The 12,870-nt window shown below is 67.1% G+C and carries 10 protein-coding genes; 9 read left to right on the top strand and 1 reads right to left on the bottom strand.

Translation table 11 applies throughout. From position 1 onward, the window contains the following. Positions 1 to 167: 167 nt before the first annotated feature. The gene (gene ggt / locus QMX81_RS08335; RefSeq protein WP_282260487.1) at positions 168 to 1,886 is read right to left on the bottom strand and encodes a gamma-glutamyltransferase; all 1,719 of its coding nucleotides are present in this window, start codon (positions 1,884 to 1,886) and stop codon (positions 168 to 170) included. A gap of 656 nt (positions 1,887 to 2,542) precedes the next feature. Between ggt and ilvC the strand changes: the two genes are divergently transcribed. The 9 genes from ilvC (at position 2,543) to gdhA (ending at position 12,843) form a co-directional block, all read left to right on the top strand. After that, positions 2,543 to 3,517, top strand: coding sequence for a ketol-acid reductoisomerase (ilvC, locus tag QMX81_RS08330; protein ID WP_070473592.1), 975 nt, complete (start codon positions 2,543 to 2,545; stop codon positions 3,515 to 3,517). 39 nt (positions 3,518 to 3,556) lie between these two features. Beyond that, the gene (ilvG, locus tag QMX81_RS08325; RefSeq protein WP_282260482.1) at positions 3,557 to 5,290 is read left to right on the top strand and encodes an acetolactate synthase 2 catalytic subunit; all 1,734 of its coding nucleotides are present in this window, start codon (positions 3,557 to 3,559) and stop codon (positions 5,288 to 5,290) included. Continuing rightward, positions 5,274 to 5,534 carry an ACT domain-containing protein gene (locus QMX81_RS08320; protein WP_070473596.1) on the top strand — a complete coding sequence of 87 codons (261 nt, stop codon included), beginning with the start codon at positions 5,274 to 5,276 and terminating at the stop codon, positions 5,532 to 5,534. The genes ilvG and QMX81_RS08320 overlap by 17 nt, the downstream gene beginning before the upstream one ends. 114 nt (positions 5,535 to 5,648) lie before the next feature. Then, a complete protein-coding gene (locus tag QMX81_RS08315; RefSeq protein ID WP_121041216.1) occupies positions 5,649 to 6,746 on the top strand; it encodes a threonine dehydratase in 1,098 nt (365 codons plus the stop codon). Between the two features lie 2 nt (positions 6,747 to 6,748). Continuing rightward, entirely contained in the window at positions 6,749 to 8,296 is a 1,548-nt protein-coding gene (locus tag QMX81_RS08310; RefSeq protein ID WP_282260473.1) for a 2-isopropylmalate synthase, read from the top strand. Between the two features lie 42 nt (positions 8,297 to 8,338). Then, on the top strand, positions 8,339 to 9,760 hold the full coding sequence (gene leuC / locus QMX81_RS08305) for a 3-isopropylmalate dehydratase large subunit (RefSeq protein WP_282260472.1): 1,422 nt from the start codon (positions 8,339 to 8,341) through the stop codon (positions 9,758 to 9,760). Continuing rightward, the gene (leuD, locus tag QMX81_RS08300; protein WP_282260470.1) at positions 9,760 to 10,338 is read left to right on the top strand and encodes a 3-isopropylmalate dehydratase small subunit; all 579 of its coding nucleotides are present in this window, start codon (positions 9,760 to 9,762) and stop codon (positions 10,336 to 10,338) included. The genes leuC and leuD overlap by 1 nt, the downstream gene beginning before the upstream one ends. Then, on the top strand, positions 10,328 to 11,389 hold the full coding sequence (gene leuB, locus QMX81_RS08295) for a 3-isopropylmalate dehydrogenase (RefSeq protein ID WP_282260468.1): 1,062 nt from the start codon (positions 10,328 to 10,330) through the stop codon (positions 11,387 to 11,389). The genes leuD and leuB overlap by 11 nt, the downstream gene beginning before the upstream one ends. A 110-nt stretch (positions 11,390 to 11,499) precedes the next feature. Beyond that, on the top strand, positions 11,500 to 12,843 hold the full coding sequence (gene gdhA / locus QMX81_RS08290) for an NADP-specific glutamate dehydrogenase (RefSeq protein ID WP_282260466.1): 1,344 nt from the start codon (positions 11,500 to 11,502) through the stop codon (positions 12,841 to 12,843). The last annotated feature ends 27 nt before the right edge of the window (positions 12,844 to 12,870 follow it).

Raw genomic sequence — 12,870 nt, 5'->3', positions numbered from 1 at the left:
ACCATGAGCCGCATGGATGCGGCGACATGAGCCTCCATGGATGGATTCACGGCGTGTCCCGCCAACCCACCCAGGCCGGCCCACTACACGTAGCCCAAAGCGTCCTGCTTTACGCTCTGCTCTGCGCTTCTGCAGACCAGCGATCGGCACTACGGAGCACGAGAGAATCAGTACCCCGCCGCCTGCCCATCCTTGCGGCTTTCCGACGCCCCGTAATACACACCGGTCTCCGGATCACGCAGGATCGCCTGATACCCGCCGTACGGACCATCCGCGAACACCACGCGGTGGCCCTTGCGCATCAACGCGCGCACCGTCTCATACGGGAAGCCGGTTTCCAGATTCACCTCGCCGCCATCGCTCATCGCCGTCGCCTGCCCGGTCGGCTCGGTCGAGCCCTCGTGCTGGATGCGCGGCGCATCGCCGGCTTCCTGCAGATTCATCCCGAAGTCGACCATGTTCATCACGATCTGCGCATGGCCCTGCGGCTGCATCGCGCCCCCCATCACGCCGAAGCTCATCCACGGCTTGCCGTCCTTGGTGACGAAGCCCGGAATGATGGTCTGGAACGGGCGCTTGCCCGGCGCATAGCCGTTCGGGTGATCCTTGCGCAGCACGAACATCTCGCCACGATCCTGCAGGATGAACCCCAGGCCCGGAGGCGCCATGCCGCTGCCCATGCCGCGGTAGTTGGACTGGATCAGCGAGACCATCATGCCGTCGGCATCCGCCACGGTCATGTAGATCGTGTCGCCTTCCTGCAGCTGCTTGGGCGTACCCGGCTGCACTTCACTCAGGGCCTTGTCCATCGAGATCAGCTTGCGGCGCTCAGCCGCGTAGCCCTTGGAAATCAACCGGTCGACCGGGGCCGGGTGGAATGCCGGATCGGTGTAGAAGCGCGCGCGGTCGGCGAAGGCGAGCTTCTTGGCTTCCACGAACAGGTGCACGTGCTCGGGTGAGCCGAAGGCGATCTTGGAGAAGTCGTAGCCTTCCAGTACGTTGAGGATCTGCAGCGCGGCGATGCCCTGGCTGTTCGGCGGCAGCTCCCATACGTCATAGCCACGGTAGTTGCTGCTGACCGGCTCGACCCACTCGCCATGATGGCTGGCCATGTCGTCATAGCTCAGGTAGCCACCGTTGGCCTTGAAGTAGGTGCCGATGGTGCGGGCGATGTCGCCCTTGTAGAAGGCATCGCGGCCGCCCTGGGCGATCTGCTCCAGGGTGTGGGCCAGGTTCGGGTTCTTCCACATCTCGCCCTTGCGCGGGGCATGGCCATCGATCGTGAACTGCTCGGTGAAACCGGGGTACTTGGACAGCCGGGGCACCGAGCGGTCCCAGTAGTAGGCGATGACCTCGGCGACCGGGTGGCCCTCGCGGGCGTAACGGATCGCGGGCGCGAGGTTGTCGGCCATCGGCTTGCGGCCGAAGCGGTCGTGCAGGGCGAACCAGCCATCCACCGCGCCGGGCACCGAGACCGGCAGCGGGCCAGTCGCCGGGATCTCCTTCAGGCCGCGGCGCTGGAACTCGGCCAGGGTCAGCGACTTCGGCGAGCGGCCTGAGCCGTTGTAGCCATACAGCTTCTGCGTCCTGGGGTCCCACACGATCGCGAACAGATCACCACCGACGCCGTTGCCGGTGGGCTCCATCAAACCGAGGGCGGCATTGGCCGCGATCGCGGCATCCACCGCCGAACCACCGGACTTCATCACGTCCAGGGCGATCTGCGTGGCGAGGGGCTGGGAAGTGGCGGCCATCGCGTGCGGGGCGATCACCTCCGAGCGGGTGGCAAAGGTGTGGCCGGTGATCCGGTCGGCGGCAATCGCTGCGGCGGGCAGGGCACACAGGACGGCGGCGGCAAGCAGGCCGCGGGCAAGGCGTGAGGACACGGGGTGGTTCCTGAGGGTGGTAGCCACCCGATGGTGGCGGCAGAGGCCGCTGGATGACATCCCACAATGGTCATGCCCCGAGGTTGAAATTGACCCCCGATCCGCGCAATCCGCTGCACCAAAATGCTGAATTCCAGTTCATCGGAACGCTTTCAGCCGCAACCATCCTTGTACGGCGGGGCCTTGCGGTGGATGCAGGCGAAACCGATGGAAATTGTCTTTCCAGGGTTGACACCGCCAAAACCCGTGTGGTTTTCTCGATCTCATGTTGCAGCGCACAGCCACCCGCGAATCCATCGAGCACGCCGACCACGGCGCGGCCTCCATCCATTCGCTTCTCGTCCTCGTACTTATTACCCAACCAACAGGTGCGGGACGGACCGGCGTGTAAGCAAGACTGCCAGGTATCCATCAAAACCCGCACCCGACCAGGTGCGGGTTTTTTCGTTTCAGAACGCTTTGATTTCCCTCCTCCCCTCTGAGTTGCCCTCCACCATGACCCGCCAGCCCACCTCAAGCCAGCCGATGCCCACCGCCCCCACGGCGGGTGCGTTCGCGTGTGCTCGCGGCCAGGCCGGTGCCACCCCTTCCCCTGATGGGCCGACGCGTCGCTGACCGTCGGCCCTCTTTTTTCTTGCCTCCAAAGGACCTCCCCCATGAGCACCAACGACCTGCCCCAGATCAAGATCGCTGTTGTCGGCTACGGCAGCCAGGGCCGCGCGCACGCGCTGAATCTGCGTGAATCCGGTTTCGATGTCGTCGTCGGGCTGCGCCCGGGCGGTCCGACCGAGGTCAAGGCTCAGGCCGACGGCTTCACCGTCAAAGCCCCGGCGGAGGCGGTGAAGGATGCCGATCTGGTCGCTGTGCTGACCCCGGACATGGTGCAGAAGAAGCTCTACGAAGACGTGCTCGCGCCGAACATGAAACAGGGCGCGGTGCTGCTGTTCGCGCACGGTCTGAACGTGCATTTCGACATGATCAAACCGCGCGAGGATCTGGACGTGGTGCTGGTCGCGCCGAAGGGCCCGGGTGCGCTGGTCCGTCGCGAGTATGAGATCGGCCGCGGCGTGCCGTGCATCTGGGCGGTCTACCAGGACAAGAGCGGCAAGGCCGCCGAGTTCGCGCTGGCCTACGCCGGTGGCCTGGGTGGCGCGCGCGCCAACCTGATCCAGACCACCTTCAAGGAAGAAACCGAAACCGACCTGTTCGGCGAGCAGGCCGTGCTGTGCGGTGGCGCTTCGGCCCTGGTGCAGGCCGGTTTCGAAACCCTGGTCGAAGCCGGCTACCAGCCGGAAATCGCCTACTACGAAGTACTGCACGAACTGAAGCTGATCGTGGACCTGTTCTACGAAGGCGGCATCACCCGCATGCTGGAATTCATCTCCGAAACCGCGCAGTACGGCGACTACGTCAGCGGCCCGCGCGTGATCGACGCCGGCACCAAGGCGCGCATGAAGGACGTGTTGACCGATATCCAGAACGGCACCTTCACCAAGAACTGGGTGGCCGAGTACGAAGCGGGCCTGCCGAACTACAACAAGTTCAAGCAGGCCGACCTGGAGCACCCGATCGAGAAGGTAGGCAAAGAACTGCGCGCCAAGATGGTCTGGTTGCAAAGTCAAGCCGCGTAAACGCGCGGCTCCCCCACCCGCTTTCGTAAAGGTCACCGCATGAATACCTCCGCTCACAGCACCGCGCCCCGCAACGGCGCACGCTGGTTGACGCAGGCCCTGGAAGCCGAGGGCGTGCATACGCTGTTCGGCTATCCGGGCGGCACCATCATGCCGTTCTATGACGCCCTGGTGGATTCCGGGCTGAAGCACATCCTGGTCCGCCACGAGCAGGGCGCAGCCCTGGCCGCCAACGGCTTCGCCCGTGCCAGCGGCCGGGTCGGCGTCTGCGTCGCCACCTCCGGCCCGGGCGCCTCCAACCTGGTCACCGGCATCGCCGATGCGATGCTGGATTCGGTGCCGATGGTCTGCATCACCGGCCAGGTCGCCACCCCGCTGCTGGGCACCGATGCGTTCCAGGAACTGGACGTGTTCGGGCTGACCCTGCCGATCGTCAAGCACAGCTGGCTGGTGCGCTCGGTCGATGACCTGCCGCAGGTGGTCGCCGATGCGTTCCGCATCGCCCGCGAGGGTCGCCCGGGGCCGGTGCTGATCGATCTGCCCAAGGACGTGCAGGTGGCCGATGCGTCGCACCTGCCGGACCACGTGCCGTCCACGGTGGTCGCACCGCCGGCGCCGAATGACGACGCCATCGCGCAGACCATCGCCGCCATCGCCGGGGCCGAGAAGCCGGTGATCTATGCCGGGGGTGGCGTGGCGCTGGGCGATGCGGTGGAGGACTTCCGTGCCTTCGTCGAGGCGACCTGTATTCCGACCGTGCTGACCCTGCGCGGCCTGGGCGCGCTGCCGCCGCAGCATCCCCACTACCTGGGCATGCTGGGCATGCACGGCACCCGCGCGGCCAACATGGCCGTGCAGGAAAGCGATCTGCTGGTCGTGGTCGGCGCCCGTTTCGATGACCGCGCGACCGGCAAGTTGAACGAGTTCGCCCCGTTTGCCCGCGTCGTGCATATCGATGCCGATGCGTACGAGATCTCCAAGCTGCGCACCGCCGACATCGCGGTGCCGGGCAATGTCGGTACGGCGCTGCGCGCACTGACCGCCGCGGCCACCGCCCCGGCCACGCAGGAGGCCTGGGCCAAGCGCTGCCAGGGCCACCGTGAACGCTATGCCCCGCGCTACGACGCACCGGGCAAGCACATCTACGCCCCGGCGCTGCTGAAGCGCCTGAGCGAGCTGGCGCCGAGCGATGCGATCATCGCCTGCGATGTCGGCCAGCATCAGATGTGGGTCGCCCAGCATTGCCGCTTCACCCACCCGCGCAACCACCTGACCAGCGGTGCGCTGGGCACCATGGGCTTCGGCCTGCCCGCAGCGATGGGTGCGCAGTTCGCCTGCCCGGATCGCACCGTGGTGCTGGTCTCCGGCGATGGCAGTTTCATGATGAACGTGCAGGAGCTGGTCACCATCGCCCGCTGCCGCCTGCCGGTGAAGATCGTGCTGCTGGACAACAGCTCGCTGGGCATGGTCCGCCAGTGGCAGGAGCTGTTCTTCGCCGAGCGCTACAGCGAGATCGATCTGTCCGACAACCCGGATTTCGCCGCGCTGGCGCAGGTGTTCGGCATTCCGGCCACGCGCATCGAAGCGCGTGACGATGTCGAAGGTGGCCTGGCCGCGATGCTGGCCCAGCCCGGCCCGGCCCTGCTGCATGTGGCCATCGATGCGCGTGCCAACGTGTGGCCGCTGGTGCCGCCCAACAATGCCAACAGCACGATGCTGGAAAGCAACCCCGCTCATCAGTCCCAGGAGTTCCCCAATGCAATACCGGCTTGACCTGGTGCTGACCCCGGCCGAAGGCGCGCTGCTGCGCGTGATCGGCATGGCCGAACGCCGCGGCTTCGCGCCGCGCGCGATCGCCGGCGCGCCCAATGCCGCCGACGATGGTCGCTGGCACCTGCAGCTGGTGGTGGACAGCACGCGTCCACCGGAGACGCTGCGCCGCCAGATCGAGAAGATCTACGACTGTGTGTCGGTGCGCATCAGCGCACTGGAGCCCGGTACTGGAGTATCCGCATGAACGCCCGCACCGTTGCATCGGTGCCGGTACGGAGGTGTCTTCTTGGTCGTACGTCGCACCGTGCGCCGTGGCAGCGCGCGTCGCTCCGGAACGATCACCATGGCCGGGTGCGTGATGCCGGCTAGCCGTACCCCGCAGGAACCGGACGTAGGCGACGTAAGCGTCGCCGATGTGCTGGCCGCGCAGGCACGGCTGCGCCGCTTCCTGCCGCCCACGCCGCTGCATTACGCCGAGCGTTTCGGCGTGTGGCTGAAGCTGGAGAACCTGCAGCGCACCGGCTCCTACAAGGTGCGCGGTGCATTGAACGCCCTGCTGGCCGGGCGTGAGCGCGGCGACGACCGCCCGGTCATCTGTGCCTCGGCCGGCAACCACGCTCAGGGCGTGGCGTGGGCCGCCTACCGCCTGAACATTCCGGCGATCACGGTGATGCCGCACGGTGCACCGGCCACCAAGATCGCCGGGGTCGCCCACTGGGGCGCCACCGTACGCCAGCACGGCGAGAGCTACGACGAGGCCTACGCCTTCGCCCGCGCGCTGGCCGAACAGCACGGCTACCGCTTCCTGTCCGCCTTCGACGACCCGGACGTGATCGCCGGCCAGGGCACCTTGGGCATCGAGCTGGCCCCGCACGCACCGGACGTGGTGATCGTGCCGATCGGTGGTGGTGGCCTGGCCTCCGGCGTCGCGCTGGCGCTGAAATCGCAGGGCGTGCGCATCGTCGGTGCACAGGTGGAGGGCGTCGATTCGATGGCCCGCGCCATCCGCGGCGACGTGCGTGAGATCGCCCCGGTCGCCACCCTGGCCGACGGCGTCAAGGTGAAGATTCCCGGTTTCCTGACCCGCAAGCTGTGCAGTGCACTGCTGGACGATGTGGTGATCGTGCGTGAAGCCGAGCTGCGCGAGACGCTGGTGCGGCTGGCGCTGGAAGAGCACGTCATCGCCGAAGGTGCCGGCGCGCTGGCACTGGCCGCCGGTCGCCGCGTCGCCGGCAAGCGCAAGTGCGCGGTGGTCTCCGGTGGCAACATCGATGCGCTGGTATTGGCCCAGCTGCTGGCCGACATCCGTCCCCGCCCCCCGCGCAAACCGCGCCGCCGCGCCAGCGAGCGAACACGCCCGCCCCTACCAACCGTGCTCGCGACATCCCCGATTTCCGCTTCGAATCCTACCTCTGCCATCCCATCCGACCTTGCCGTCGAGGAGACCTCCTGGTGACCATGCCCAACTCCCCCCGAATCAGAATTTTCGACACCACCCTGCGCGACGGCGAGCAATCGCCCGGCTGCAGCATGAGCCCGCAGCAGAAGCTGGTGATGGCCCGCGCACTGGACGAACTGGGCGTGGATGTCATGGAAACCGGCTTCCCGGCCAGCTCCCAGTCCGACCGCGAAGCGATGGCGATGATCGCCCGCGAAGTGCGACGCCCGACCCTGGCCGTGCTGTCGCGCTGCCTGGCCGCCGATATCGAAACCTCGGCCAAGGCGCTGGAGGCCGCGGCGAACCCGCGCCTGCATGTGTTCCTGTCGACCAGCCCGCTGCACCGCGAGCACAAGCTGCGCATGACCCGCGAGCAGGTACTGGAGTCGGTACACAAGCACGTCAGCCTGGCCCGCAGCTACGTGGGCGATGTGGAGTTCTCCGCTGAAGATGCCACGCGTACCGAGGAAGACTTCCTGATCGAGGTCGCCCGCGTGGCCGTGGCCGCCGGCGCTACCACCATCAACCTGCCCGACACCGTGGGTTTCACCACGCCGGAAGAGATCCGCGGCATGTTCCAGCGCGTGATCGCCGGCGTGCCGGACAGCGACCGCATCATCTTCAGCGCGCACTGCCACAACGATCTGGGCCTGGCCGTGGCCAACTCGCTGGCTGCCATCGAAGGCGGCGCGCGTCAGGTCGAATGCACCGTCAACGGGATCGGCGAGCGCGCGGGCAACTGCTCGCTGGAAGAAATCGCGATGGTGCTGAAGGTCCGCAATGCCTTCTATGAAGAAGACACGCGCATCAACACCCCGCGGATCGTGGCCACCTCGCAGCTGCTGCAGCGCCTGGTCGGCATGCCGGTCCAGCGCAACAAGGCGATCGTCGGCGCCAACGCCTTCGCTCACGAGTCGGGCATCCACCAGCACGGCATGCTGCGCCACCGCGGCACCTACGAAATCATGCGCCCGGAAGACGTTGGCTGGGAGTCCTCGCAGATGGTGCTGGGCCGCCACAGTGGCCGCGCTGCGGTCGAACAACGCCTGCGTGCGCTGGGCTTCTTCCTGTACGAGGAGGAACTGAAGCACGTCTTTGAACAGTTCAAGGCGCTGTGCGAACAGCAGCGCGTGGTCACCGACGCCGACCTGCAGACCCTGATGCAGGGCAGCGCCACCCAGAACGGCTATCGCCTGGCCTCGATGACGATCAGCGACGTCGGCAGCCGCGCGAATGCGCTGGTCGAGCTGTCCGATCCGGAGGGCAACCGTGTCGCCGAGACGGCGCAGGGCGATGGTCCGGTCGATGCACTGTTCGGCGCATTGTCGGCCGCCACCGGCGTGCAGTTGATGCTGGACAGCTACCACGTGCACAGTGTGGGCATCGGCGCCGATGCGCGCGGCGAAGCCAACCTGAGCGTACGCCACGAGGGTGTGGAGTACGAAGGCACCGGCACCAGCCGCGACATCATCGAAGCCTCCGCACTGGCGTGGCTGGAGGTGGCCAACCGTCTGCTGCGCCAGCGCAACGCGACGGCCGACCAGCCCGCGGCCACCGCCGCGGCCTGAGCCCCCCCCACTACGTACCCCGAACTGCAGCAAGGCCAGTCCATGACCCCAGCTCCCCGCACCCTGTACGACAAACTGTGGGATGCCCACGTCGTCGTTCCCGAGACCGACAGCGCGCCCGCCGTGCTGTACATCGACCTGCACCTGATCCACGAAGTGACCTCGCCGCAGGCCTTCACCGAACTGCGCGAGCGCGGCCTCTCCCCGCGCCGGCCGGACCGGACCAAGGCCACGATGGATCACTCCACCCCCACCCTGCCGGCCGGCGCCGACGGCAAGCTGCCCTATGCCAGCGCCGCCTCCGAAGCCCAGGTAGCGATGCTGGCCGACAACTGCGCCGCGCATGGCATCGAGCTGTTCGACCTGCAGTCGGCCAGCCGCGGCATCGTGCACGTGATCGCCCCCGAACAGGGCTTCACCCAGCCGGGCATGACCATCGTCTGTGGCGACAGCCACACCTCCACGCATGGTGCATTTGGCGCGCTGGCCTTCGGTATCGGCACCAGCGAGGTCGGCCATGTGCTGGCGACGCAGTGCCTGCTGCAGCGCAAAGCCAGGACGATGGCGATCACCGTCGATGGCGCGCTGGCCCAGGGTGTCGGCGCCAAGGACGTGGTGCTGCACATCATCGGCGTGATCGGCGTCAACGGCGGTACCGGTCATGTGCTGGAGTTCCGTGGCAGCGCGATCGAAGCGATGGACATGGAGCAGCGCATGACGTTGTGCAACATGTCCATCGAAGCCGGGGCACGTGCCGGCATGGTCGCCCCCGACCAGATCACCTTCGACTGGGTGGCCGCCACCCCGCGTGGTCCCAAGGGCGCTGACTTCGATGCTGCCGTGGCCGCGTGGTCGCAGCTGCGCAGCGATGAAGGTGCGCGCTTCGATGTCGAGGTCCACATCGAGGCCGCCGACATCCGCCCCACCCTGACCTGGGGCACGCACCCCGGCACCGCCATCGCCGTGGACCAGCCGATCCCGGCGGCCAACGACGCGGCCGCGCAGAAGGGCCTGGACTACATGCACTTCCATGCCGGGCAGACCCTGGCCGGCACCCCGGTGGATGTGGTCTTCGTCGGCTCCTGCACCAACGGCCGCCTGAGCGACATGCGCGAAGTGGCGCAGGTGCTGCAGGGCCGCCGCGTCGCCCCGAGCGTGCGCATGCTGGTGGTGCCGGGCTCGGAAATCGTCAAGCGCCAGGCCGAAGCCGAAGGCATTGATGTGATCGTGCGCGCGGCCGGTGCCGAATGGCGCGAGCCGGGCTGCTCGATGTGCATCGCCATGAACGGCGATCTGGTCGCGCCGGGGCAACTGGCGGTCAGCACCAGCAACCGCAATTTCGAAGGCCGCCAAGGCCCCGGCTCGCGCACCCTGCTGGCCTCGCCGATGACGGCCGCCTGGGCCGCGGTGAACGGCCGCGTGGCCGACCCACGCGAACTGTATGCCACGCTGGAGGTGGCCTGATGAGCGGCTTCCGTACCCTGACCTCGACCAGCGTGGTGCTGCGCGAGACCAACATCGACACCGACCAGATCATTCCGGCGCGCTTTCTGTCCACCACCGAGCGCGTCGGCCTCGGCAAGCACGCCTTCAATGATTGGCGCTGGCAGAGCGAGGGCGTACCAAACCTGGCGTTCGCCTTCAACCAGCCGCACAACGCTGGCCGCAGCATCCTGCTGGCCGGCCGCAACTTCGGCTGCGGCTCCTCGCGTGAGCATGCGCCGTGGGCCCTGACCGACCTGGGCCTGCGCGCCATCGTCAGCAGCGAGATCGCCGATATCTTCCGCGGCAATTCGCTGAAGAACGGTCTGCTGCCGATCGTGCTGGACGAAGCCGATGTGCAGACGCTGATGCAGCGCCCGGATGACGCATTGACCATCGATGTGGCCGCGCGCGAACTGCGCACCCCCGATGGGCGCGTGTATGCCTTCCCGCTGGACGGCTTCTCACAGACCTGTCTGCTGGAAGGCGTGGACCAATTGGGGTATCTGTTGGGCCGCACCCCTGACATTGAACGTTACGAGAGTGAACATGCACGCTGAGATTGTCGTATTGCCGGGTGACGGCATCGGTCCGGAAGTCGCCGCTGCCGCCGTGGCGGTGCTGGAGGCCGTCGCCACCCGTTTCGGACACAGCTTCGGGTTCCAGGAACACGACATCGGTGGCATCGCCATCGATCGCCACGGCGAGCCACTGCCGGCCGCCACGCTGGACGCCTGCCGCAAGGCAGACGCCATCCTGCTCGGTGCGGTCGGCGGGCCGAAGTGGTCCGACCCGAATGCCAAGGTCCGCCCGGAGCAGGGCCTGCTGGCGATCCGCAAGGCGCTGGGGCTGTACGCCAACCTGCGCCCGGTGCGCACGCATGCGGCTGCGCTCGGTGCCTCGCCGATCAAGGCCGAGCTGCTGGAGGGCGTGGACTTCGTGGTCGTGCGTGAGCTGACCGGCGGCATCTACTTCGGTGAGAAGACCCGCACTGCCGATACCGCCAGCGACCTGTGCAGCTACAGCGTGGGCGAGATCGAGCGGGTCATGCGCACCGCGTTCCGGCTGGCACAGACCCGCCGAGGCAAGGTCACCTCGGTGGACAAGGCCAACGTGCTGGAGACCTCACGCCTGTGGCGCGACGTCGCTGCGCGGATCGGCCGCGAGGAATTCCCGGACATCGCCTTGGAGCACCAGCTGGTCGATTCGATGGCCATGCACCTGCTGGCCAAGCCGCGCGAGTACGACGTGATCGTGACTGAAAACATGTTCGGCGACATCCTCACCGACGAAGCCTCGATGCTGGCCGGTTCGCTCGGCCTGCTGCCGTCGGCCTCGCTGGGCGAGCCGGGTGCGGTGGGCATCTACGAGCCGATCCACGGCTCGGCGCCGGACATCGCCGGCAAGGGCATCGCCAATCCGTACGCCACGATCTTCAGCGCCGCGATGCTGCTGCGGCATTCACTGGGGCTGGACGAAGAGGCTGCTACGGTCGAGGCAGCGGTGTATGCCGTGCTGGATGACGGCGTGTTCACCGCCGACCTTGCAGCCAAGGGTTTCGCGGTGAGTACCGCCGCAGCGACCGACGCGGTCCTTGCCAAGCTGCAATGATCGCAAAGGACGCGGCCCGAGGGCCGCGTTCCTGTGTTTACATCCCGCACGGCCTCCCTGTCCCGTCGGTCACGCCGCTACCAGCGGCCGGCCCCCAACAAGGAAAGCCCTTGAATCATCGTTCCTCAGACGACTTTCTCAATCACGTGGCCCAGCGTGATCCGCATCAGCCGGAATTCCTGCAGGCCGTGAAAGAAGTGATCCAGAGCCTGTGGCCGTTCCTGCAGCGTCACCCCCGCTACCTGGAACACGGCCTGCTGGAGCGTCTGGTGGAGCCGGAGCGGGTGATCCAGTTCCGCGTGGCCTGGGCCGATGACGCCGGCAAGACCCATGTGAACCGCGGCTGGCGCGTACAGCACAGCTCGGCGATCGGCCCGTTCAAGGGCGGCATGCGCTTTCATCCGTCGGTCAACCAGTCGATCCTGAAGTTCTTGGCGTTCGAGCAGACCCTGAAGAACGCGCTGACCACCCTGCCGATGGGCGGTGGCAAGGGCGGCTCGGATTTCAATCCCAAGGGCCGCAGCGACACCGAGGTGATGCGCTTCTGCCAGGCGCTGATGCTTGAACTCCATCGCCACCTGGGCGCAGACACCGACGTACCGGCTGGCGATATCGGCGTGGGCGCGCGCGAGGTCGGCTACATGGCCGGCATGATGAAGAAGCTCACCAACAATGCCGCCTGCGTGTTCACCGGCAAAGGCCTGTCCTACGGTGGCAGCCTGATGCGTCCGGAAGCGACCGGCTTCGGCACGGTCTACTTCGTCGAGCAGATGCTGCACCACGCGCGGCGCGATACGGATGGCGCGAAGGTGTTGATTTCCGGTGCTGGCAACGTGGCCCAGCATGCCGCGATCAAAGCCATCGAACTCGGCGCGAAAGTACTCACGCTCTCCGATTCGGGCGGTACCCTGTACGCGCGCGAGGGCTTCGATGAGGCCGCGCTGCAGGAGGTGGTGGACCTGCGCAACGAGCGCCGTGGTTGCCTGTCCGAGCTGGCCGACGACACACGCTTCGAATACCTGGACGGCAAGCGCCCCTGGCACATCCCTGCCGAGATCGCCCTGCCCTGTGCCACCCAGAACGAGCTGGACGAAGACGACGCCCGCGCCCTGGTCGACAACGGGGTGCTGTGCGTGGCCGAAGGCGCCAACATGCCATCGACACTCGAGGCCATGGAGGTCTTCCTCAAGGCGGGCACCCTGTATGCGCCGGGCAAGGCCAGCAACGCCGGCGGCGTGGCCACCTCGGGGCTGGAAATGAGCCAGAACGCGCAGCGCCTGTCGTGGCATCACGCCGATGTCGATGAGCGTCTGCACGGGATCATGAAGGACATCCACGCCAACTGCGTGCGCCACGGCAAGCGCGCCGATGGCAGCGTGAACTACGTGGATGGCGCCAATATCGCCGGCTTCGTCAAGGTGGCCGATGCGATGCTGGCGCAGGGCGTTTACTGAGGGTAGATGGGTGAAGCGGTGCAGCGG

Source organism: Stenotrophomonas sp. PS02301 (genome assembly GCF_029959485.1).
Classification (GTDB): Bacteria; Pseudomonadota; Gammaproteobacteria; order Xanthomonadales; family Xanthomonadaceae; genus Stenotrophomonas; species Stenotrophomonas maltophilia_Z.
The sequence above is the reverse complement of the archived record's forward strand: the minus strand, read 5'-3'. Positions and strand labels throughout refer to the sequence as shown.